This is a genomic window from Shewanella khirikhana (assembly GCF_003957745.1).
Taxonomy (GTDB): Bacteria; Pseudomonadota; Gammaproteobacteria; order Enterobacterales; family Shewanellaceae; genus Shewanella; species Shewanella khirikhana.
Genome location: NZ_CP020373.1, coordinates 1,975,032 through 1,995,786, shown reverse-complemented (window position 1 = coordinate 1,995,786; position 20,755 = coordinate 1,975,032). Strand labels below are relative to the sequence as shown.

Below are 20,755 nucleotides of genomic sequence, written 5' to 3'. Positions count from 1 at the left end.
AATGATTTATAAAAATCTAAGAGAAGTATTAAGAAACGCAGGGAATATTGATTGGTTTTTAGCCTTGTATTTACCTAAGGATGTTTCTTCATGGAGCTTAGATTCATTAGTTATGATCGAAGACCCTGATGATGTTGATTCTGATGATCCAGATGAAGATCCTAATGTGGTTAAAAATGCAGGATATAGGTATGTTATGGGAATTCAGTCAGTACAAGGCATCGTGAACAATGTAATCCTTCAGAAAAATAATGCCTTGGATGAAGATTTTTTTAAGGGATTTATATATTTTTTTGAAAATGATGCATTTATAAAATTTTAACCATGTGCCTATTAGGGAAGGTGCGGATAAGTCCTGTGCTTGCTCTGCGTGTGCTTAAAGTGGATAGATGCAAGGCACATTCGCAGCGAATGGCTCTAGTCCTTAGCAAGAACTGTAACGCAGCAGATACCGCTTTAATCCAAGCCCTACGGGGCTTTGATAGCAACACCATTTCTTCGTTATTCAACTTTAGCAGGACGGTGGGGGTGCCCAGCCATGCCTTCAGTTGAATGCCTTGAACTGTCGTCGCTATCAAAGCCAGAGCTGTGCGAGGACTTGTTCGCACCTTCCCTAGAAGTGATGCTGGTAGATATAAGGGGGTTGGAGGTAAAAGATGAAAGTATTTCTAATAGAAAATATAAACTCACAATGAATACAGGACAGCCAAACCTTTTGATGTTTTGCAGACCCTCGGCTAGGCTTTGAATTACCTGCTTTGAACCCGTTGAGGCTTGCCATGACCACTGCCCGTAGCCAGTTGATAGATGCGGAAAGTACGCCTTTCTATCACGTGATTAATCGCTGTGTGAGAAGGGCATTTTTGTGTAACCTATAATACTGGAATATAATACAGAATACAGGACAGCCGAACCTTTTTGATGTTTTGAATGTTAATTAAATAAGACACCCATAATTGTTGACGCCTTGCTCATGGCTTGACTAGGATTTCATTATCCGATTGACTGGTTGTCTGGAGTAGTTGATAACTGTATTGATTAATGATGTTTTGGTTGTTTTTTAACTGTTCCAATGAGAGCGAGTAAGCAAAATTTTTTATATTTTTTGTATATATGAGCACAGAGATGAGATGGTGCCTAAGCTGGGATAAGTTAACAAGGAGCGTTATTCGATGGAACAGCTGCTTGTCAGGTTCGTGATGGCGTTGATGGGGTTAATCAGTATCTTTGGCTGGTTTGCCATGATGTTTGCCTCATTGCCCGGTGCAGAAATGTCCTATGCACTCTCGATGCGGATTATTCGTGGGCTTTTTTATATTTATCCCATCACATCGGGGCTGAGTATCTACCTATTACATCGTCACTTCGATACCAGCTATTTTGCGTTACTCTGGTTTTTAGGACCGATATTACCGCTGATGATTGTCTGGTTTATTTTCAGTCAGCAATAATTGCTTTTATACACAAAAGCCCGGCATTACCGGGCTTTAGGCTGCGGTTGGGCAGTTGGGCCGCGCTTATGCCTGCGCCGTTACTTCACGCCGCGGGGCAAGGTGTTGCCTTTGGCCAGCAGTTGCTGTTTCCAGAGGTCTTTTGGCAGCAGGCCCCCCTTGCCGGTGTTGGCAGTTGGCTTGGCTGCGGCTTTGGGGGCTGCCTTGGCTTTAGCCTTAGGTTCGGCCTTTGCGGCCGGTGCCGGTTTGGCGGCCTTTGGGGCACTCTTGGCGCTGCTGCCGCTGTGCTCGGCCAGCATGGCTTCTAGCTCAGCGAAACGCAGGGATTTGCCACCATCAATTTTGAACCAGCTTCCTTTCTGTTCAATGCTTACCTTACGGCCTTCGGCTTTCTCCAGCGCGGCCTCCAAGGCTGAGATCACCTCTTCTTTGGTCATGTTAGACATATTGATATAACCTGTTGTCGTCTATGGTTGTTTGGGTTACCGGCCACATAGTAAAAGCGGATGCCTGTCTTGTCCAATTTTTCGCCGCCGACTGGCGAGATATGCAGCGCGGATTGACGCTGAGGGCAAGATAAGTACACTTTGCCATCAACGTATTGAATATTAAGCACAGTCTGGGAGGCGCCATGGAGCGCAGCACGTTGGATCAGTATTTGGCCGACTTTCTTCAAATCAGCCGTTTTAAGGATTATGCCCCCAATGGCCTGCAGGTTGAGGGCAGGGATGAAATCAATACCCTAGTTACCGGGGTAACGGCTTGTCAGGCGCTTATCGACAGAGCCATCGAGCTTAACGCCGATGCGATTTTGGTTCACCACGGCTTTTTCTGGAAAAATGAACCCGATGTGATAGTGGGTATGAAACAGCGCCGCATTAAGGCGCTGCTGAACCATGATATCAATCTCTTCGGTTACCACTTGCCATTGGATGCTCATGTGGTGGTGGGCAATAACGCCACTCTAGGTAGGCGCCTGGGCATTCTCGATGCCGAAGCCTTTGAGAATGTCGGTGATGGGCTGCTGTGGAGCGGCACTCTGGATGCGTCTCTAAGCGGCGCAGCCTTCAGTAGCCTGCTTGAGCGGGTGCTGGGCCGTACGCCACTGCATATCGCTGCGGACAGACCCGTACAGCGCCTTGCCTGGTGCACCGGTGGCGCCCAGGACTATATCGACCTTGCCGTGAGTCAGGGCGTCGATGCCTTTATCAGCGGTGAAGTGTCGGAGCGCACCTTCCACAGCGCCAAAGAGCAGGGCATTCATTATTTTGCTGCCGGTCACCATGCCACCGAGCGTTATGGCATTGAGGCTTTAGGTGAGCACCTGCGCCGTGAATTTGGTCTGACTCACCATTTTGTGGATATCGACAATCCGGTTTAAGGTGGTTTAATCAGCAACCGGAATAAATAAAAAAGGCCGCAATTGCGGCCTTTTTTATTTCAACGCAGAGCGAAGTTATTTCACCCGCATGCCAGGCTGGGCACCTTCGTGTGGCTCCAGTACAAACAGGTCTTTACCGCCAGGGCCTGCGGCCAGCACCATGCCTTCGGACATGCCAAAGCGCATCTTGCGCGGCGCGAGATTCGCTACCATCACGGTGAGTTTGCCTTCCAGATCTTCCGGGTTGTAGGCAGACTTGATACCGGCAAACACCTGACGCACTTCACCGCCAATATCCAGCTGCAGTTTCAGCAGTTTATCGGCTTCTGGTACGGCTTCGGCCTTTTTAATCAGCGCTACGCGCAAATCGATTTTGGCGAAGTCTTCGTAGCTGATAGTTGGGCTGATGGGGTCATCGGCCAGCGGGCCTGCTTTAACTGGCTCTGCAGTGGCTTGCAGGTTTTCCTTGGAGGCTTCCACCATGGCAGCAACCTTATCCAGCTCCACACGCTGCATCATTGGCTTGAACGGTGCAATTTCATGGCCGCTCAAATCGCTGCCAAGACCATCCCAGGTCAGTTCCATCCTGAAGAAGTCTTCCACGTCTTTGGCAAGACGCGGCAGCACAGGCTTTAAGTAAGTGACCAGAATACCGAACAGGTTCAAAGCGTTGGAGCACACCTGATGGGCCTCTTCCTGCTTGTCATCCTGTTTCACCAGCTGCCATGGAGCCGCATCGGCCACGAAGCCGTTGGCCACGTCGGCCAGCGCCATGATTTCACGCATGGCTTTGCCGTATTCGCGGGTTTCAAACAGTTCGGCAATCAGGTCCTGCTTTGCAAGGAAACTGTCAATCAGGCTCTTGTCGGCTACGGCGGCGAGCTTGCCATCGAAGCGCTTGGTGATAAAGCCGGCGGTACGGGATGCGAGGTTAACAAGCTTGCCAACCAAGTCGGAGTTCACCCGCTGGGCAAAGTCTTCGAGGTTTAAATCCAGATCGTCGATACGGGCGCTGAGTTTGGCCGCGTAGTAGTAACGCAGGTATTCAGGGTCCAGGTGATCCAGATAGGTACGGGCCTTGATAAAGGTGCCCTTGGACTTGGACATCTTGGCGCCGTTTACTGTTACATAACCATGGGCGTACACGCTGCTTGGCTGGCGGTAACCGGCGCCGTGCAGCATGGCTGGCCAAAACAGGCTGTGGAAGTAGACGATGTCTTTGCCGATAAAGTGGTACACCTCGGCGCTGGAATCTTTGGCCCAGAATTCGTCGAAGTTGATATCGCCGCGCTTGTCGCAGAAGTTCTTGAATGAGCCCATGTAGCCGATTGGGGCATCGAGCCACACGTAGAAATACTTGCCCGGTGCATCGGGGATTTCAAAGCCGAAGTAAGGGGCATCGCGGGTGATGTCCCACTGTTGCAGGCCCTGTTCGAACCATTCATCCAGCTTGTTGGCCATTTCTGACTGCAGCGCGCCTGAGCGGGTCCACTGTTTGAGCATGCCTTCGAAGGCAGGCAGGTCGAAAAAGAAGTGCTCGGTCTCTTTCATTACCGGCGTGGCACCACTGACGGCAGAGCGCGGGTTAATCAGCTCGGTTGGGCTGTAGGTTGCGCCGCAGTTGTCGCAGTTGTCGCCGTACTGATCTTCGGACTTACACTTGGGGCAGGTGCCCTTAACGAAGCGGTCTGGCAGGAACATCGACTTTTCTGGGTCGAACAGCTGGGAGATAGTCTTGCTCTTGATATAGCCGCCATCGCGCAGTTTCAGATAGATATGACTCGCCAGTTCGCGGTTTTCGTCGCTGTGGGTGCTGTGATAGTTGTCAAAGGCCACGTTGAAGTCAGCAAAGTCCTGCTGATGCTCAACATTAACCTGGGCAATCATCTCTTCGGGAGCCATGCCAAGTTGCTGGGCCTTGAGCATGATAGGCGTGCCGTGGGCATCGTCGGCGCAAATGTAGTGGCACTCATGGCCGCGAAGCTTTTGAAAACGTGACCAGATATCGGTCTGGATGTATTCCAGCATGTGCCCCAGGTGGATTGGGCCGTTGGCATAGGGAAGGGCGCTGGTGACAAGGATTTTACGTTGTGAATTGGCCATCTTTACTCAAAATCGTGTTGGTCCCGAAATAATTGGCTTAGATACTAACCGATGCGCGCACTATTTTCACCAAATGCCTGTGCAATTGAGTCATTTGTGCACGCATCTTTTCGGCAATATCTGATACACTTGGGCAAATTTTTGCGCCGGAGAATGTCCCAGGTGTTGTCTTCACAGAATTATCAGCTGCAGGAACCGCTGAGGTCTGCAGTACTCGCCGTGCTCGAAGCCTTTATCGAACCCAAGTTACAGCAGGGGCTGGTAAGCGCCGGGATGGTCACCAAACTGGCCCTCAATGGCCGCCGTTTGGAGCTGGGGCTGGTGTATTCCTACCCCTGTCAAAGCACCTACAAAGACACGGTCATGGCGCTTACTCAGGCGCTGGCCAAGCTCGATGCCATCGACGAAGTTGAATGCGAAATCGACCTGCAGGTGCCAAGCAACACAGGTAACACCAATGCGGCGCCTATCCCCAATGTGAAGAACGTGATTGCGGTTGCGTCCGGTAAAGGCGGCGTGGGTAAATCCACCACTGCGGTAAACCTGGCACTGGCGCTGGCGGCAGAAGGCGCCAATGTGGGTATTCTTGATGCCGACATTTATGGCCCGTCCGTGCCTTTGATGCTGGGCGTGCCCGACTTCAAGCCGGTATCCCCGGACGGCAAAATGATGACCGCCGCCAAGGCCCACGGTATTTCAGCGCAAAGTATTGGTTTTATTCTGGCGGACGAGCAAGCCGCTGTCTGGCGTGGCCCTATGGCGGCAGGCGCATTGGTGCAGCTGGTGAACGAAACCAGTTGGCCTGAGCTCGATTACCTGGTGGTGGACATGCCCCCCGGTACCGGCGATATCCAGCTGACACTGTCACAAAAGGTGCCGGTGAGCGGCGCCGTGGTGGTCACCACACCGCAGGACATAGCCACACTGGATGCCAAAAAGGGCATCACCCTGTTTAATAAAGTGAATATCCCGGTGCTTGGCATTGTGGAGAACATGAGTTTTCACCTTTGCTCCAATTGCGGGCACAAGGAACACCCCTTTGGTACCCAGGGCGGCAGCGATATAGCTGCGCGTTACGGCGTACCGCTGCTTGGCGCGTTGCCACTCAACATCGCCATCAGGGAAGGAATGGATAAAGGCTTGCCGTCTGTGGTGGCCGAGCCTTCGGGTGAAATTGCGGCTATCTACCGGGAGATTGCCCGCAGTGTGGGAGCCAGTTTGGCCAAAGCCAAACCCCAGACCGGTGTTTCAATTAGCATATCGGACGACGAGTAAGGTTTTAAGTATATGAATTCGCAGCAATGTGTCATTATTGGGATTGCAGGGGCAAGTGCATCGGGCAAGAGCCTTATCGCAAAGACCATATATGAAGAATTGTGCCGTGATCTGGGAACGGATCAGATAGGTGTTATCGCAGAAGACTCCTACTACCGTGATCAGAGCCATCTGTCCATGGAAGAACGGGTGCAGACCAACTACGACCACCCCAAGGCCATGGATCATCAGTTGCTGGCGCAGCACCTGCGAAACCTGAAAAATGGCGAGTCGGTGGACATTCCCGTGTACAGTTACACCGAGCACACCCGCATGAACGAAACCCGCCCAATGACACCGAAGAAGGTGATCATTCTGGAAGGGATTTTGCTGCTCACCGATCCGCATCTGCGTGATCTGATGGACGCCTCAGTGTTTATGGATACACCGCTGGATATCTGTTTCCTGCGCCGTCTGACCCGCGATGTGGCCGAGCGCGGCCGCACCATGGAGTCGGTGATCAGCCAGTACCAAAAAACGGTAAGGCCGATGTTTTTGCAGTTTATCGAGCCTTCCAAGCAATATGCCGACATCATAGTACCCCGTGGCGGTAAAAACCGGATTGCCACCGATATTCTCAAGGCGCGTATTCAGCACCTGTTGGCAAAATAAAACGAATAATTCAGGGAGATAAAGGCAAAATGCGATTGACTGACATTGAAATTGAACAGGCGCTCGATGCAGGCAAAATCCTCATTGAACCCCGTCCGAGCAACGATGCCATCAGCGGTGTCAGCGTGGATGTGCGTCTGGGTAACCAGTTTCGGGTGTTTCAGGATCACACCGCGCCTTTTATCGACTTAAGTGGCCCCAGTGCCGAAGTACAGGCGGCGCTCGATCGGGTGATGAGCGATAGAATCGACATCAAAGACGGCGATGCTTTCTTTCTGCATCCGGGCGAACTGGCGCTGGCCGTGACACTGGAAAGTGTGACTTTGCCTGCTGATATCGTTGGCTGGCTCGATGGCCGCTCGTCGCTGGCACGTCTGGGTTTGATGGTGCACGTAACCGCGCACCGTATCGATCCGGGCTGGCAGGGCAAAATTGTGCTGGAGTTCTACAACAGCGGTAAATTGCCGTTGGCGCTGCGCCCTGGCATGACCATCGGCGCTCTCAACTTTGAGCGTTTGAGTGGCCCGGTGGCGCGCCCTTACAACAAGCGCAAGAACGCCAAATACAAGGATCAGCAGGAAGCGGTAGCCAGCCGCATCAGTCAGGACGGCTGAGTCTGCCCATGGCCACTGTGACCATGGAAGGCGGCAAGGGCCTGGCAGTAGCCAGCCTTTGCTGGCTCGATTTGACCCTGGAGCCAGCTCATTCAGAGCAGGCACACAAGATTTCTCCAATGGACAGAGGCCTCGCCTATGGCGATGGCCTTTTTGCCACCATGGCGCTGAGCCGCTCGGGCAAGGTCGCCTTTCTCGAATCCCATCTATCCAGGTTAAAGCAGGGTGCCAGCCGCCTTGGTTTTGCGCTGGATATCAAGGATATCGAGGCAAGGCTGATTATGGCCGCTAAGTCGCAGGCCAAACATAAAACCCCAAGGGGATTAAAGCTGCTTATCAGTCGCGGCGTGGGCGGCCGTGGTTATCAGCCGCCGGAAGACCCCAGCCCTGTGGCTGTACTGAGTGCCTTTGATGTTCCGGCCCATTACCAAGGCTGGCAACTGCAGGGGATAGCGCTGGCATCGAGCGAGCTTATGCTTGGCCGTCAGCCCAAACTTGCCGGTATTAAGCATCTGAATCGGTTAGAGCAGGTGCTTATCCGCCGCCAGGTGCTGCCCGAGTGGGCCCAGGACTTTTTGGTCTGTGATGCACAGGGGCAAATGGTTGAAGCCTCGATGGCCAATCTTCTCTTTATCAAAGGCAAACAGTGCATTACCCCAAGTCTTGCTTATAGCGGCGTCTCTGGTGTGATGCGTCAGCAGGTAATTATGGCGCTGCTGACGCTGGGTTACTCAGTAGAGATGAAACCGCTGCACCGAGCTGAGCTGGCTCAGTTTGAGGCGGTACTGATGACCAACAGCCTGCTTGGCATTGTCGATGTAACTCGCATCGACAACTTTCACTATAAAGCCTTCAATGGCACGAACAAGGTGCGCAAAGCACTGGAACTTACCCTATGAAAAAGTTACTGCTGGGCATGGTTGCCACCATTATGACCCTGACACTCCTGGGCGCCGGTGTGGCGATGTGGGGCCTAAAAAGCCTGGAAACTTTTGGCAATACCCCGCTTACCCTCTCTGAGGCTCAGGAGTTTGAAGTGCCAAGGGGCATGCACGCCCGAGCCCTTGGTAAAGCTTTGAGCGATAAAGGGTTGTTGCCGCAAGGTTGGCAATACGATTGGTATTTGCGCCTGCACCCCGAATTTGCCGCTATCCGCCAGGGTGTGTATCAACTTGAACCCGGCGAGACGCCCGCCAGCCTGTTTGCCAAGCTACTCAGCGGCAAGGTAAAAGAGTTTTCCATCACTCTGGTAGAAGGCCAGAATCTACGGGAGTGGCAGCAAAAGCTGACTCAGGCTGAACGTTTAGTTTGGCAGGATGAGGCATTTCGTACTGTGCTCAAGGCTGAAGGCGACAACTCAGGCCTGCCGGAAGGAAAGTTTTTCCCGGATACCTACAGTTATCATGCCGATCAGAGCGTGGCTGCACTTCTGACCCAAAGTTACCGCAAAATGCAGGCAGAACTCGACGCGGCCTGGCAGGCGCGGGAGCCGGATTTGCCCTTGAAAAGCCCCTATGAGCTGCTGATCCTCGCCTCTATCATTGAAAAAGAGACGGGCCTTGCCGAAGAGCGGCCACTTATCGCTGCTGTGTTTATCAATCGGCTTAATAAAGGCATGCGTCTGCAAACCGACCCTACGGTAATTTATGGGATGGGGGAGCGCTTTAACGGCAACATCACCCGTAAGGATTTGCAGGAAGCGACGCCCTTTAACACATATAAAATTAATGGCTTGCCGCCCACCCCCATAGCGGCGCCCGGCCGGGCAGCGCTGATGGCGGCCGCGCAGCCAGCCGATGCCGATTATTTGTATTTTGTGTCCCGCAACGACGGCAGCCACGTGTTTTCCCGCACTCTGGCTGAGCATAACCGGGCCGTAAACCAGTATCAGAGAAGACAGAGATGACACACGCCGCAGGCAAATTTATCGTAATTGAAGGCCTGGAAGGGGCTGGCAAATCCAGTGCGGTGGCACTGGTAAAAGAGCTGATAGCAAAACACACAGGCCAGGCACCGCTTTGTACCCGTGAGCCAGGTGGTACGCCGCTGGCGGAAAAAATTCGCGATCTGGTGAAAAACGCTGAGCCCGGCGATCCGCTGTGCGACGAGGCCGAGTGCCTGCTGTTTTATGCTGCCCGGGCGCAATTGGTCGCCAATGTGATTAAACCTGCTCTGGCTACCGGGCAGTGGGTGCTGGGTGACCGGCATAATCTGTCGTCCATCGCGTATCAGGGCGGCGGCCGCGGTTTGATGCACCTTGTTACCCGCATAAGTGAAATCACTCTGGGTGATTTTAAGCCAGATTTGACGCTGTATCTCGATATCGATCCGCTGATTGGCCTTGAGCGCGCGGCCCGGCGCGGCGAGCTTGACCGCATCGAACAGCAGGAGATTGATTTCTTCCAGCGCGCCAGAGCAACCTTCCTTGCTGCGGCGCAGCAGGATGAGCGTATTTTGGTGATTGATGCGTCCAAGCCCATGGCAGAAGTGCATCAGGATATCAGTGCGCGCCTGCAAGAGGCTTTTGTGGAGGCCAACTGATGGCAAGCTTGCCCTGGCTTGAACCGAGCGTTAATCAATTCCAGCGCCTGCTGCAATCGGGGCGCATGCCACATGCGGTGCTGGTAGCCGTGGATACTGGGCTCGGTGCCCGCGCTCTGCTCGAGGAGCTGGCAGCCAGTGCACTTTGTACTGAGTTGACGCCCCTTGGCGCCTGCGGTCAGTGCAAGAGCTGTCAGCTTTTCAACGCCGGTAACCATCCCGATTTTTATCCTATTGAAGCCGATGGCAACCAAATTAAGGTTGACCAGATCCGCAGCTTGATTGGCAAACTTGCCACCACGGCGCAGCAGGGCGGTAAGCGGCTGGCGGTGATTTACGGCGCCGAGCGGATGAACCATGCCGCTGCCAATGCGCTCCTGAAAACCCTCGAAGAACCGGGCGAGCAGACCCTTATTCTGCTGCACACTGACACCCCGGCGCAGCTGTTACCCACCCTGAAAAGCCGCTGTCAGAAGCTTGCGTTTCAGGCGCCCGACAACGGGCAGATTACGACCTGGTTATCGGCGCAGCAACTGGCAACCGATGCCATGTGGGCATTGCCCATTGCCGGTGGTCCATTAAAGTTGGCAGACTACTTGCACAACAATTACATAACAGTGCTGGAGCAGTTTCGTGTAGACTGGCTTTCCAGTTTGTCCACGGGTCATCTATGTGCTAGCTTGAAAGATATCAGAGAAGAACAAATCACTGATGCACTTAAAGTTTTGTACGTGGTTTTGATGGATGAAGTGAGACGCCTGTCCGGCATTAATGCGCTGGCAGCGGCAAAAGTTGCCGGTCTGAGTGGCGAAATTATGGCTGTGTGCCATACGTTAACTACTATGCCAAGCGTCAATTATCTGGCACTATGTCACAGAATTGTTTCAAGTTATCAGGGATTAAAAGCCGAATAGCCTATGGTAGATCTGGTGGTTAATTTCGATACGCTGCATCAGCTGTATCGTGCCTATATGCCTTTTATCAAGCCCGCGGGCTTGTTTGTCTCGACCAGTGAAAGCCATTTCCTCGGTCAGGAGCTGACGCTCGCCTATCGTTTGCCCGGTGCTACTACCGTGCATCAACTCAAAGGCGTGGTGGTGTGGATCAATCCCGTTGGTGCCTCCGGTGGCCGCCCGCCCGGCGTTGGGCTGAAGATTTTATCCGATGCTGATACCCACAAGCACCATATCGAGAACCTGCTGTCCCGCGAACTGGCTTCGGGTGATTTGACCTGCACCATGTAGGTCGTTATCCTTGCCATCCTCAATTTGACCGGCAGGAAATTCACTTTGCTTATCGACTCTCATTGTCATCTCGACAGGCTCAAGGCTGCGCCTTGTCATGACTCACTGGCCGCCATGCTGGATGGCGCCAAGGCCCGCGGTGTGGACTATGTACTGTGCGTGAATGTGCGCCAGAAAGGCTTTGAGTCCATGCGTGAACGGGTGGAAGCCTTTGACAATGTGTTTCTCTCAAGCGGTGTTCACCCGCTGGATGTGAAAGAGGGCCTGAACCTCACCGAGCTTAAGCAGTTTGCCGCCCATCCCCGGGTGGTTGCCATTGGTGAAACCGGGCTTGATTATTACTACGCTGATGACAGCCGTGAGCTGCAGCTGCAATGTTTTGAGCAGCAAATCGCGTTGGCCCGTGAAGTCGATAAACCCCTGATTGTGCACACCCGTGATGCCCGCGAAGACACTATCCGCCTGCTTAAAGAGGGCGGTGCCGATAACGTGGGCGGTGTGCTGCATTGTTTTACCGAAAATTGGGAGATGGCCAAGGCGGCGATGGATCTGGGCTTTTATATCTCGGTTTCCGGTATTGTGACTTTCAAGAATGCCGCCGAGCTCAGGGAAGTGATCCGCAAGGTGCCAAAAGACCGGCTGCTGGTTGAAACCGACTCGCCGTATCTGGCGCCTGTGCCGCACCGGGGCCAGGAAAATCAGCCAGCCTATGTTCGTGATGTGGCGGAATTTGTCGCCGAACTTCGCGGTGAAAAGTTCCCGGAGCTTGCCGAATACACCACCAATAACTTCTTCAACCTGTTTAAGGATGCGGCCCGTCTGGCAGGGCGCTGAGCGGCAGATAAAAAAAGGCCCAAAACTATTCCGATTGTTTTGGGCCCAGGGGAATGGCTCATAAAGAGCCGTGCGCTATTCGGTCGCAAAAGGGGATTAAGGAAACACTGACATGATTGTAGGACAGTGTTTCAGCCTTTGCTTAAATTTTGTGCAAAAAATTTTTACCAGTTTCTCATCGCCGTGTCAGATCTGACTCAGATCTGCACATTGTCCCGGCAAAGATCCCTTGGGTAATTGTTTTTAAGCTTATTTCCCAAGTGTTTGGCAACGCCAAGTGCGATGCCATGCAAGGACAGAATTTTTTCACCCTGTGCCTTGCCAGCGCTGTCCAGTGCAATATCCCGCCCCATCAAAAAGCTCACCGCCTCTTCGGCGGTCACTTCCTGCATCTTGCTGCAAGGTAATGCCATCACGGCATCGTGGCGCACTTTAATGCCGTGTTTGTGCTGCTCGGCAAGTTTCACACCAATACGCTGGAATCTCACCTTGCCAATAAAGGCATCGAGGGGCGCAGGGCAGAGCCAAAACTCGTCATCCCGGCAGAAAATCAGTCCATCTTCGGGAAGTGTTAAACCCAGGGCGGACAGCGCTTCGTCAAGCAACTGGCGCTGTTTGGCACTCGCCCTGGTGAAGGGAAAATTCTTTGGTGGTGCTGGCTCGTCGGTATTTCGCGCCACACTGGCGGTTTTACGAATACGGGCCACAAAAAAGCCTTCACTGTCGTAAATTTGCGGCCAAATGTGCAAAAAGCCTTCTTCAGTCAGTGACTTGTCAGCGCCGTCAAACAGGTCGTGCAGTGACTCAAAGACCACTGCATCGCCGTAGCTTTGCTTGAGGAAATGGCATACGTCCTGGTTTTCCCGGCGATTCAGGGTGCAGGTGGAATATACCAGTACGCCACCTGGTTTCAGTGCCTGGAAGGCCGAGTCAATCAGTTCCCGCTGCAAGGCTGAAATAGCTTCGATTTCGGCCGGGTCCCAATTTTTCAGCGCCAAAGGATCTTTACGAACCGTGCCTTCTCCGCCGCAGGGGGCGTCCAACAGAATCGCATCGAGGGATTCGTACAAATACGCGCCAAACACTCGGCCATCGAACTGCGTCAGTGCTGTATTGGCCGCGCCCATGCGCAGGGTGTTGGCATACAGCACCTTGCTGCGGCTTGCTGAATACTCATTGGCGATGAGCAGCCCTTGATTTTGCATCAGCGCCGCCAACTGGGTGGTTTTGGAGCCGGGCGCCGCGGCCACATCCATCATCACCCGTGGCGTGTCGCCGTCTTTGAAAAGGGCACTGGGCGGCATCATGGAGCTGGCTTCCTGAATGTAAAACAGCCCCTGAATGTGCTCGGCCAGATTACCGGGCTGGCATTCCGGGGGATAACTCACCCAAAAGCCATCTTCGCACCAGGGCACGGGCTCAAAATGCCAGCCGCGAGGCTCAAGAATTGCCTTTAACCCATCGCTGCTGATTTTAAGAGTGTTAACCCGAATAGATGGGCGCAGCGGCAGGCCGCAGTAATGGATAAAATCATCCATTGACAGGTGAGCCGGCATTTCTTGTGCGATGCTATTGATAAAATTCTGATTTAATTGAACCATAACCGCTGAGAGCTTAACGCGAATGGCCGGAGTATATCAGAATTCACCCGTGCCTTGTTGCCTGAATTGGGGGAGTTGGCTTGCTGAACCGGGTTTGGTTGGCGTTTTTTAGCGCGAGTTTGCTGGCAATATTGCTGCGCTTGGGGCAGGGGGACACCAGTGTCCTGAGTACCGCCGTGGAAGGGTTGTTTGCCAGTGCTAAGTTGGCGGCTGAAATTGCCCTCGGCCTGATAGGGGTATTGGCGCTGTGGATGGGGCTGATGCGGGTTGGTGAGAAGGCAGGTATGGTGGCTATGCTTGCCCGGGTAACCGAGCCGCTGCTTGCCAGGCTGATGCCGGACGTGCCAAGGGGGCATCCAGCGTTTGGCAGTGTGACCATGAACCTCACCGCCAACCTGCTTGGGCTCGATAATGCCGCTACGCCGCTTGGCCTCAAGGCCATGAACGACCTGCAAAGCATCAACCCGCTTAAAGACACCGCCAGCAACGCACAAATCCTGTTTTTGGTACTCAACACCTCGTCGGTCACGCTGGTTCCGGTCACTGTCTTTTTGTACCGTGCTCAGCAAGGGGCCGCATCACCCGCCGATGTGTTTTTACCGATTTTATTGGCCACCTCGGCATCCACCCTGGCGGGTTTGCTGGCGGTGGCGCTGGTGCAGCGGCTGCCTCTGTTATCCACTGTGGTGCTGGGGTATGCCGCGCTGGGAATAGGTTCGCTCAGTGCGCTGGTGTTCTTCCTCGGCACCCTGGCCGCCGATGAGATAGCCCGGGTGTCCGGCGTGATGGGCAATGGGGTGCTGCTGGCGCTGATTTTTGTGTTTGTGCTGGGGGCGAGCATTCGCAAAGTGGCAATTTATGATGAATTTATCGAAGGCGCCAAAGAGGGTTTTGGTCAGGCCATTAAGCTGATCCCGTTTTTACTCGCCATGCTGCTGGCCATTGGTTTGCTGCGCTCGTCCGGTGCGCTGGATTACCTGCTGTCCGCCATCGCCGGGCTTGTGAGCCTGTTTGGTCTCGACACCCGCTTTGTGGATGCCATGCCCACGGCTCTGATGAAGCCTTTCAGCGGCAGTGGTGCCCGGGCGATGATGTTGGAAACCATGGCGCATCAAGGGGTGGATTCTTTCGCAGGCCGATTAGCGGCGGTGTTGCAGGGCTCAACCGAAACTACTTTCTACGTGCTGGCGGTGTACTTTGGTGCAGTGGGGATCAAATACAGCCGCCATGCGGTAGGCTGTGCCCTGACGGCGGATGTGGCCGGTATTCTGGCAGCGATTGGCGTATGTTATTGGTTTTACGGCTAATATGACTGACTTTCACCTGAAAACAGTAAAGCGGGCATTTGCCCGCTTTTCTGTGATTTGAGTGTGATTTGTGATTAACAGCCAGCAGATGCTGCGTCAGTAAATCAGCTCGCCAATGGGGTTTAACAGCTTGGATAGCCCCTTGGTGAAGTGCAGCGGAGCATCCACCAGGGTGTAGCACAGGCAGCCATCCAGAGTCTTGGGCGTATGTTGGTGACTGGCATCGGTCAACATAAAGTCCCCCGGCGCGTAGTCACCCATTTCATCGCTGAAGTGTCCGTGGAGCAGCAGGGTTATTTCCTGACCCTTGTGGGTGTGCTCGGGAATTTCACCGCCAGCCGCTATGTGCAGCAGACTGGCTCTGGCCTTGCCATCCAGCGTGTTAAGCCGCATCCGGCTGACATGGCCAAGTCCGCTCCAGGCCGAGGCGAGAGCGGCGTTGTCGACAAACTGGCGAAACGCCCCTGGCAGGGCGAAATCCTGACCTTTGACCTGCGTGGCTATTGGCCTGCTGTGCTCTACGCTCTGGCGTTTCTCGCCGATAACCTCTTTGACGCTGGTGTGACGGCTAACAGCATCGTCTTCGGCGGTGATGGCATCGAACAGATTGTCCATGCCCAGCCATTCAGCGTCGTCTGCCTGGGTTTCGGGTAAAAAGTGCTGTGCCAACCGGCTTTGCATTGTGGCAACTTTGGCGGCGCATTCACTGCACATTTCGCAGTGAGCGCTAATCGCAATGGCAAGCCCAAGGCTGGTTTCTCCCGCCGCGTGGGCGAGCAACATATCGTCGCTGGGGTGGTGTTTAATCATGGTGTTTCTCCAGCAGGCTTTTCAGCTTTTCCAGGCCCAATCGCAACCGCGATTTGATGGTGCCCAGGGGCACGCCGAGTTTCTCGGCCAACTCCTGTTGACTGAGTTCCTGCAGATAAATGCCCTGAACCACTTCCCGTTGGAGCTTTGGCAGGCGAGATAAATACTGAGTGAGCAGGTTATCGAGTTTGTGATCGCCAAACTCGCCGCTGCTGCTGTCGGCCTCAAACAGTGGCCAGAGGTCATCCCCAAACGCATCTTCACGGTTGTGTTTAACGCGCCTTAACATGTCGAAGCACTGGTTCCGCATGATGGCGTAAACCCAGGTGCTGACATTGCCTTTATCGGCGTCGAACAGATGCGCTTTGATCCAGACTGTGGTGAGGGTTTCCTGCACCAGATCCATCGCCAGCCCCTGCTGAGAAAGGCGAGCTAAACCAAAGGCTTTGATTTTGGGGCCGAAATGGTCAAACAGTGCGCGAAAGGCTGCCTTGTCTCTGTGATTGGCCACAGCCACAAGTAAGCCGCGCAGACTGTCTTCGCTGTTATCCTGTACCGAGTCCTGCATATCCCTGATAGGCGTTGTTGCTGTGCTTCTATCATAGCGGGACTCGCGTTGATTTTGCCTGAAAATTTGCATGTTTTTGCTCATTCAAGGGCGATAATGCCAAGTTCCAAGTGATGCCTAATTCCAACTTAGGTGCTGCACAGGCGAAAGGACTAAGCCTTGTGGTTTGCCACTTTGTCCTGCACATGATTGCCAATACGCCGGCAGCGACAGTCTGGATCAGTCTTTTTCGAAAATTTGCTCAAGCAGAGTCAGGGTGAGTTCGGCATTGTCTTCTCGGTAGCAGCGCTGCTTGTGTTCAAGACCAATCGGCAGTATTTCCAGCCAGCGCTGACACACCCAGGTGAGGTTGTTAAAATCGGCTTGCTCGAAAAAGGCATTTTGGCGCGGATAAGCTTGAAATAACTCAGTAAGTTTGTCGCTCAGCACCCTATAATCTTCGGTTAACTGCTGCTGTGGCCAAGGGGGCAGGGTACGTACAGTGCCGCGCTTCAGTCCATCGGATTCACTTTGCCACGAGAGCACTTCCAGCCGCTCTTTTCCGTGGACGGTAATGCCGAGCAGACCATCTTCCAGGGTTTCAAAATCAACGATTTCGGCGCGGGTGGCCACTGGCAACGGCTGATTGTCTTCCCCCAGCATGCACAGGGCAAATCCCTGAGCTGTGCTTAAGGATTCACTCACCAGCCGCTTATATCTGGGCTCGAAAATCCGCAGTTGGGTGGTGCCGCCGGGAAGCAGACAAACAGGTAGTGGGAACAGCGCCAGTTGCATAGAGGCTCCAAGGTAAACTTTTCTGGAGTGTTTTACGTATTGGACGCCAAAGCGGATCAGAATTTACCTTCGGAGCATCAATGAAACTGAATCAAACCGAACGCGCCGTCGTGACATCAAAGGGCCGCGCCTGGCTGCAAACCAGCGTGGAGGCGAGGCTCTTGTTGTCTTTGTTCCGTCAGGGATTACCTGTGGTGGACGATGCACTTGAAATTGGCTGTGGCGGCGGTCTTGGAATGCAGTTTCTAAAAGAGCGCCTGGGGGCGCAAAATGTGACTGCCATGGATTTGGACGCCCAGATGCTTGCCATCAGTGCCGCGCGCTGGCAACAGGCATCCTGGGCCCATTTCACCGAGGCCGATGCCTGCAATATGCCCTTTGCGGACCGTCGCTTTGATTTGGTGGCCGAGTTTGCGGTGTTCCATCATATTCCCCGCTGGCAGGACGCTCTGGCCGAAGTGGCAAGGGTGTTGCGGCCGGGAGGGCAGTTTCTTTTCTGGGACTTGTACCGCGCCGCCATTTGTAACCCCATCAGCAGGCGACTCTTCGAGCATCCAATGGAGAATCGCTTTAATCACCAGGAATTTCTGGGCGTGATACGCGAGCTTGGGTTAAGCGCCGTTTCAGCGCGGGAACTGCCGGGGCTAGCGGGAATGGGGCTATTTATCAAACAGTGATGAAGCAAAAAGGCATCGACGCTCGATGCCTCAATCTTCAACTGTGGCTCTTGGGGCCTTAATCCTCAAAGCGCCGTGACAACTGCCGACAGCCAACTGCGAACTGCAGACTGCGAACTGCCAATAGCCGACTCAAATGAGCCTCGGTGCTAATTGAAAATCACCTTGCTTGGACACCGCGGTTCAAGCTGGAAGCTTAGGCGCTGCGGGGAAGTTACAGTGCAGGCGAATGAGTCAGCCAAACCAGCTCGTCTGGCTCAATGCCGAGGGCGCGAATTTTCTCTTTAAAGAGGTTAAGCTCATCGTCTTGCAGTGAGCGCTGTCTTGAGAGCAGCCATAAATAGTCCAAATCGTTACCTGCCACCAGTGCGGTGCGGTAGCGGCCATCATCTGACTTGGTGGCAGCAAGGATTTGATAATCCCCGTAAAAGGGGCCAAAGAAAGAGACCTCAAGCCTGCCTTCGTTGGCACTGCAAACAAATCTTGCCTTACCTATGGCTTGCTGCCACTCACCACTTTGCGCCGAAAAGCCGCGGTTGATGACCTGCACAGCATCGCCCTGGCGCCGATACTGCGCTGTGACTTCAGTGAGGCCGCGCTCAAATCGATTGTCGATGCGGGCAATTTCGTACCAGGTGCCCAGATAATTATCCAGATTAAAGTCCTGAATCACCTGCATGGGTTTACCGGCGCAGCCGGTCAGGATCCAAAGTGTTAAAAGTACGACGAATTTTTTCATGATGCGGCCTTTACTGAGAGGTGTTTGTCAGGCTTTACGCAAGGCTTGCAAAAAAAGATCACCCGAAAGCTCATCAAAGCACGGCAAAATTGCGCCATGCCATGGTTGCTGTGGTATTAAAGGCCTATAATTTAGGGCGTTGGCACTTTCTTTGCGCAGACTCGGTGTGACAATTTCGGTTTGCGCCCATCGTGAAGAGACCTGTTTTTATGGCCAAAATTCTTGAAACCGTTGATCAGCGCACTCAGTTGGTAGGGGAAAACCGGCTGGAGTTGTTGCTGTTTCGGATAAATTCGACGCAGCTGTTTGCAATCAATGTGTTCAAGGTCAAAGAGGTGGTGAAGCTGCCTCACTTAAGCTCTATGCCGGGTGCCCACCCCAGCATCAGTGGCGTGGCCAATATTCGTGGTTTGTCTATTCCTGTGATTAATCTACGCCAGGCCATTGGGTTTTCGCCCCTGCCTGCGGACGGCGAAGCCAACCTTATCATCACCGAATACAACCGCTCGGTGCAGGGCTTTTTGGTGGGCAAGGTGGAGCACATCGTCAATATGACCTGGAGCGACATCATGCCGCCGCCCAAAACCGCGGGCCGCAACAATTACCTCACTGCCATTACCCGACTGGAATATCAGGGAGTGACCCAACTGGTTTCCATCATCGACGTGGAAAAGGTGCTGGCGGAAATCATTCACTACGATGTGCGCCTCTCTGAAGGGGTGCTCGATGAATCTCTGTTACCAGAAATGCCCGGACGTAAGCTGTTGGTGGTGGACGACTCTTCCACAGCCCGGCGGCAGGTAAAAGAAACCCTTGGCCAGCTTGGGCTGGAAATCATTGAAGTTTGTGATGGCTTGCAGGCGCTGCAATTGCTTAAGTCCTGGGCGGACGAGGGCATTGATGTGTCCAAAGAGCTGCTGATGATGATCACAGATGCCGAGATGCCGGAGATGGACGGTTATAAGCTTACCCATGAAGTGCGAAGCGATAACCGTATGAAAGATTTGTACATTACTCTCAATACGTCACTGAGTGGCAGCTTCAACAACGCCATGGTGGAAAAGGTGGGCTGCAACAAGTTTATTTCCAAGTTTCAGCCAGACCGCTTGGTCGAAGTGGTGCAGGAGCGACTGCGGCAGGTGCTTGCCTAATACGCCCCCTCATCTTGTTTAAGCTCTTGCAAAAACTGCTGTTTTTGCTTGTTATCCGCGCCCCGATACAACCCGGCCAACCGCAGTGCGTAACCAAAACGGTTGCGCCCGAGCAATTTAACCAATGCACATAAAAAGGCTTCATCCAGCCCCTGGACCCGGCTGTAATGGGCAGCAGCTGTACCCAGGCTTGGGAACTGCAATCCATCGTGCTCAAAAGCCAGCGCCATTGATGTGTCGTCCAGCGGCACACCATTGACTGACACCGGCCAGCCGCGGGCATTCACCCTGTCTCTTGCCACTTCATACATAAACCAGGCGCTTTTTTTAAAACCGCCCAGAATTTTGCAATCGAAGCCTGAGTCTTCCAGCTCTTCTTTGGTCCAATTCACGCCGATGGCGAGATGCCTGGCGTATTTTTTCAGCAGCCCGTCTTTTACCCATTGGCGATATTCTGCCAGCGAGTCGAGTTCTCGGCCTTTGGCGAGTTGGCGACATTCTTTACAGGCGGGCAGGGCGCAGGAGGGCGTTTCACGCTCCCGAGGGCTGATAAAAGCAAAGAGCCCATCAGCGGGCTCTTCACAAAACCAGCAGAGATGCCTTTTATCGAAGGGCACCTCTGCCAGGGGCAACGCCTGACTCACTCAGCTTCAATCTCCGCCAGTGACTGAGCCAGATCGATTGGGTCGCACTCCAGACACTCTTCGTTGGCCTGCCAGTCTACGCCAACCAACACGCCATCGTGATTCAGGTCTTCAACCCAGTACTCGAGGAATTCAACCAGTGGAATGGCGGTAGCCTTGTAGGTTGACCATTCGTCGGTGCAATGCTCGCTGGCCTTGGCCTCGCTTGACCACAGCGGCATGACGTCGGTTTCTTCGTACTCGCTGGAGTCACATACCACCCAGCCTTCGCCTTCAGCATCCATAAGCCCCCACAGCATTTGGGACTCTTTGACATTGTCGATGAAGCTTTTCAGCGCGCCTTGCATTTCAGTCATAGCGGGATCTCTTTGTTTGTTAATGCATTGATTA

24 protein-coding genes and 1 pseudogene are annotated in these 20,755 nt (G+C 53.5%); 16 read left to right on the top strand and 9 right to left on the bottom strand.

What is annotated here, in order from left to right; translation table 11 throughout:
- Nucleotide 1: 1 nt before the first annotated feature.
- From STH12_RS08710 to STH12_RS08700, 3 genes and pseudogenes are all read left to right on the top strand, one after another.
- Nucleotides 2–322, top strand: coding sequence for a DUF7716 domain-containing protein (locus STH12_RS08710; RefSeq protein ID WP_126167187.1), 321 nt, complete (start codon nt 2–4; stop codon nt 320–322).
- Nucleotides 323–779: 457 nt separating this feature from the next.
- A pseudogene (locus STH12_RS21780) lies at nt 780–869 on the top strand (transposase); the annotation flags it as partial.
- A gap of 303 nt (nt 870–1,172) precedes the next feature.
- Nucleotides 1,173–1,451: a hypothetical protein gene (locus tag STH12_RS08700; protein WP_126167186.1), complete on the top strand. Its 279-nt coding sequence runs from the start codon at nt 1,173–1,175 to the stop codon at nt 1,449–1,451.
- Between the two features lie 80 nt (nt 1,452–1,531).
- Here STH12_RS08700 and STH12_RS08695 read toward each other — a convergent pair whose 3' ends face one another.
- Nucleotides 1,532–1,897 (bottom strand): hypothetical protein, encoded by a 366-nt coding sequence (locus STH12_RS08695; RefSeq protein ID WP_126167185.1) that lies wholly within the window; start codon nt 1,895–1,897, stop codon nt 1,532–1,534.
- Nucleotides 1,898–2,082: 185 nt separating this feature from the next.
- On the opposite strand from STH12_RS08695, the gene STH12_RS08690 reads away from it, so the two are divergent.
- Nucleotides 2,083–2,832, top strand: a complete 750-nt coding sequence (locus tag STH12_RS08690) for a Nif3-like dinuclear metal center hexameric protein (RefSeq protein WP_126167184.1) — start codon at nt 2,083–2,085, stop codon at nt 2,830–2,832.
- A 75-nt stretch (nt 2,833–2,907) separates the two neighbouring features.
- Here the strand turns inward: STH12_RS08690 and metG are convergent, their stop codons facing one another.
- Nucleotides 2,908–4,935, bottom strand: a complete 2,028-nt coding sequence (gene metG, locus STH12_RS08685; protein WP_126167183.1) for a methionine--tRNA ligase — start codon at nt 4,933–4,935, stop codon at nt 2,908–2,910.
- 162 nt (nt 4,936–5,097) lie between these two features.
- Between metG and apbC the strand changes: the two genes are divergently transcribed.
- From apbC to STH12_RS08640, 9 genes are read left to right on the top strand one after another with little or no spacing between them, the layout of a single operon-like run.
- Nucleotides 5,098–6,210 (top strand): iron-sulfur cluster carrier protein ApbC, encoded by a 1,113-nt coding sequence (apbC, locus tag STH12_RS08680; protein ID WP_126167182.1) that lies wholly within the window; start codon nt 5,098–5,100, stop codon nt 6,208–6,210.
- A gap of 12 nt (nt 6,211–6,222) precedes the next feature.
- On the top strand, nt 6,223–6,861 hold the full coding sequence (gene udk / locus STH12_RS08675; protein ID WP_126167181.1) for a uridine kinase: 639 nt from the start codon (nt 6,223–6,225) through the stop codon (nt 6,859–6,861).
- A gap of 29 nt (nt 6,862–6,890) precedes the next feature.
- Complete coding sequence (gene dcd, locus STH12_RS08670; protein WP_126167180.1) at nt 6,891–7,475, top strand: dCTP deaminase; 585 nt, start codon at nt 6,891–6,893, stop codon at nt 7,473–7,475.
- A gap of 8 nt (nt 7,476–7,483) precedes the next feature.
- Complete coding sequence (pabC, locus tag STH12_RS08665; RefSeq protein ID WP_237158806.1) at nt 7,484–8,374, top strand: aminodeoxychorismate lyase; 891 nt, start codon at nt 7,484–7,486, stop codon at nt 8,372–8,374.
- Entirely contained in the window at nt 8,371–9,381 is a 1,011-nt protein-coding gene (mltG, locus tag STH12_RS08660) for an endolytic transglycosylase MltG (protein ID WP_126167179.1), read from the top strand. The genes pabC and mltG overlap by 4 nt, the downstream gene beginning before the upstream one ends.
- A complete protein-coding gene (gene tmk / locus STH12_RS08655) occupies nt 9,378–10,016 on the top strand; it encodes a dTMP kinase (protein ID WP_126167178.1) in 639 nt (212 codons plus the stop codon). Before mltG ends, tmk begins: the two co-directional genes overlap by 4 nt.
- Nucleotides 10,016–10,930, top strand: coding sequence for a DNA polymerase III subunit delta' (holB, locus tag STH12_RS08650; RefSeq protein WP_126167177.1), 915 nt, complete (start codon nt 10,016–10,018; stop codon nt 10,928–10,930). The genes tmk and holB overlap by 1 nt, the downstream gene beginning before the upstream one ends.
- A 3-nt stretch (nt 10,931–10,933) precedes the next feature.
- Nucleotides 10,934–11,260 (top strand): PilZ domain-containing protein, encoded by a 327-nt coding sequence (locus tag STH12_RS08645; protein ID WP_126167176.1) that lies wholly within the window; start codon nt 10,934–10,936, stop codon nt 11,258–11,260.
- 45 nt (nt 11,261–11,305) lie between these two features.
- Nucleotides 11,306–12,094 (top strand): TatD family hydrolase, encoded by a 789-nt coding sequence (locus STH12_RS08640; protein WP_126167175.1) that lies wholly within the window; start codon nt 11,306–11,308, stop codon nt 12,092–12,094.
- A gap of 197 nt (nt 12,095–12,291) precedes the next feature.
- On the opposite strand, the gene rsmF is transcribed toward STH12_RS08640, so the two are convergent.
- Nucleotides 12,292–13,695: a 16S rRNA (cytosine(1407)-C(5))-methyltransferase RsmF gene (rsmF, locus tag STH12_RS08635; RefSeq protein WP_126167174.1), complete on the bottom strand. Its 1,404-nt coding sequence runs from the start codon at nt 13,693–13,695 to the stop codon at nt 12,292–12,294.
- An 80-nt stretch (nt 13,696–13,775) separates the two neighbouring features.
- Here rsmF and STH12_RS08630 point away from each other — a divergent pair, with 80 nt between their 5' ends.
- A complete protein-coding gene (locus STH12_RS08630) occupies nt 13,776–15,002 on the top strand; it encodes a nucleoside recognition domain-containing protein (RefSeq protein ID WP_126167173.1) in 1,227 nt (408 codons plus the stop codon).
- A 96-nt stretch (nt 15,003–15,098) separates the two neighbouring features.
- On the opposite strand, the gene STH12_RS08625 is transcribed toward STH12_RS08630, so the two are convergent.
- The 3 genes from STH12_RS08625 to STH12_RS08615 form a co-directional block, all read right to left on the bottom strand.
- Nucleotides 15,099–15,812, bottom strand: coding sequence for a ChrR family anti-sigma-E factor (locus STH12_RS08625; protein WP_126167172.1), 714 nt, complete (start codon nt 15,810–15,812; stop codon nt 15,099–15,101).
- Entirely contained in the window at nt 15,805–16,452 is a 648-nt protein-coding gene (locus tag STH12_RS08620; protein WP_126167171.1) for a sigma-70 family RNA polymerase sigma factor, read from the bottom strand. Before STH12_RS08620 ends, STH12_RS08625 begins: the two co-directional genes overlap by 8 nt.
- Nucleotides 16,453–16,599: 147 nt before the next feature.
- The gene (locus tag STH12_RS08615) at nt 16,600–17,154 is read right to left on the bottom strand and encodes an LON peptidase substrate-binding domain-containing protein (RefSeq protein WP_126167170.1); all 555 of its coding nucleotides are present in this window, start codon (nt 17,152–17,154) and stop codon (nt 16,600–16,602) included.
- Nucleotides 17,155–17,234: 80 nt separating this feature from the next.
- Between STH12_RS08615 and STH12_RS08610 the strand changes: the two genes are divergently transcribed.
- Entirely contained in the window at nt 17,235–17,831 is a 597-nt protein-coding gene (locus STH12_RS08610) for a class I SAM-dependent methyltransferase (RefSeq protein ID WP_126167169.1), read from the top strand.
- Between the two features lie 214 nt (nt 17,832–18,045).
- Here the strand turns inward: STH12_RS08610 and STH12_RS08605 are convergent, their stop codons facing one another.
- Nucleotides 18,046–18,570, bottom strand: coding sequence for a lipocalin family protein (locus tag STH12_RS08605; protein WP_126167168.1), 525 nt, complete (start codon nt 18,568–18,570; stop codon nt 18,046–18,048).
- 209 nt (nt 18,571–18,779) lie between these two features.
- Here STH12_RS08605 and STH12_RS08600 point away from each other — a divergent pair, with 209 nt between their 5' ends.
- On the top strand, nt 18,780–19,721 hold the full coding sequence (locus STH12_RS08600; protein ID WP_126167167.1) for a chemotaxis protein CheV: 942 nt from the start codon (nt 18,780–18,782) through the stop codon (nt 19,719–19,721).
- On the opposite strand, the gene STH12_RS08595 is transcribed toward STH12_RS08600, so the two are convergent.
- Together STH12_RS08595 and STH12_RS08590 are read right to left on the bottom strand one after the other, a co-directional pair.
- The gene (locus tag STH12_RS08595; protein WP_237158804.1) at nt 19,718–20,365 is read right to left on the bottom strand and encodes a hypothetical protein; all 648 of its coding nucleotides are present in this window, start codon (nt 20,363–20,365) and stop codon (nt 19,718–19,720) included. The two genes, STH12_RS08600 and STH12_RS08595, sit on opposite strands and share 4 nt — an antisense overlap.
- Nucleotides 20,362–20,721, bottom strand: a complete 360-nt coding sequence (locus STH12_RS08590) for a DUF2750 domain-containing protein (RefSeq protein WP_126167166.1) — start codon at nt 20,719–20,721, stop codon at nt 20,362–20,364. The genes STH12_RS08595 and STH12_RS08590 overlap by 4 nt, the downstream gene beginning before the upstream one ends.
- Nucleotides 20,722–20,755: the final 34 nt, after the last annotated feature.

Bases quoted from the DNA above. Each gene is read 5' to 3' on its own strand.
- tmk (WP_126167178.1), top strand. From the start codon at position 9,378: ATGACACACGCCGCAGGCAAATTTATCGTAATTGAAGGCCTGGAAGGG.
- STH12_RS08620 (WP_126167171.1), bottom strand. From the start codon at position 16,452: ATGCAAATTTTCAGGCAAAATCAACGCGAGTCCCGCTATGATAGAAGC.
- dcd (WP_126167180.1), top strand. From the start codon at position 6,891: ATGCGATTGACTGACATTGAAATTGAACAGGCGCTCGATGCAGGCAAA.
- STH12_RS08615 (WP_126167170.1), bottom strand. From the start codon at position 17,154: ATGCAACTGGCGCTGTTCCCACTACCTGTTTGTCTGCTTCCCGGCGGC.
- STH12_RS08645 (WP_126167176.1), top strand. From the start codon at position 10,934: ATGGTAGATCTGGTGGTTAATTTCGATACGCTGCATCAGCTGTATCGT.
- STH12_RS08605 (WP_126167168.1), bottom strand. From the start codon at position 18,570: ATGAAAAAATTCGTCGTACTTTTAACACTTTGGATCCTGACCGGCTGC.
- STH12_RS08700 (WP_126167186.1), top strand. From the start codon at position 1,173: ATGGAACAGCTGCTTGTCAGGTTCGTGATGGCGTTGATGGGGTTAATC.
- STH12_RS08695 (WP_126167185.1), bottom strand. From the start codon at position 1,897: ATGTCTAACATGACCAAAGAAGAGGTGATCTCAGCCTTGGAGGCCGCG.
- STH12_RS08690 (WP_126167184.1), top strand. From the start codon at position 2,083: ATGGAGCGCAGCACGTTGGATCAGTATTTGGCCGACTTTCTTCAAATC.
- STH12_RS08710 (WP_126167187.1), top strand. From the start codon at position 2: ATGATTTATAAAAATCTAAGAGAAGTATTAAGAAACGCAGGGAATATT.
- pabC (WP_237158806.1), top strand. From the start codon at position 7,484: ATGGCCACTGTGACCATGGAAGGCGGCAAGGGCCTGGCAGTAGCCAGC.
- mltG (WP_126167179.1), top strand. From the start codon at position 8,371: ATGAAAAAGTTACTGCTGGGCATGGTTGCCACCATTATGACCCTGACA.
- STH12_RS08600 (WP_126167167.1), top strand. From the start codon at position 18,780: ATGGCCAAAATTCTTGAAACCGTTGATCAGCGCACTCAGTTGGTAGGG.
- udk (WP_126167181.1), top strand. From the start codon at position 6,223: ATGAATTCGCAGCAATGTGTCATTATTGGGATTGCAGGGGCAAGTGCA.
- STH12_RS08625 (WP_126167172.1), bottom strand. From the start codon at position 15,812: ATGATTAAACACCACCCCAGCGACGATATGTTGCTCGCCCACGCGGCG.
- STH12_RS08590 (WP_126167166.1), bottom strand. From the start codon at position 20,721: ATGACTGAAATGCAAGGCGCGCTGAAAAGCTTCATCGACAATGTCAAA.
- holB (WP_126167177.1), top strand. From the start codon at position 10,016: ATGGCAAGCTTGCCCTGGCTTGAACCGAGCGTTAATCAATTCCAGCGC.
- metG (WP_126167183.1), bottom strand. From the start codon at position 4,935: ATGGCCAATTCACAACGTAAAATCCTTGTCACCAGCGCCCTTCCCTAT.
- rsmF (WP_126167174.1), bottom strand. From the start codon at position 13,695: ATGGTTCAATTAAATCAGAATTTTATCAATAGCATCGCACAAGAAATG.
- STH12_RS08610 (WP_126167169.1), top strand. From the start codon at position 17,235: ATGAAACTGAATCAAACCGAACGCGCCGTCGTGACATCAAAGGGCCGC.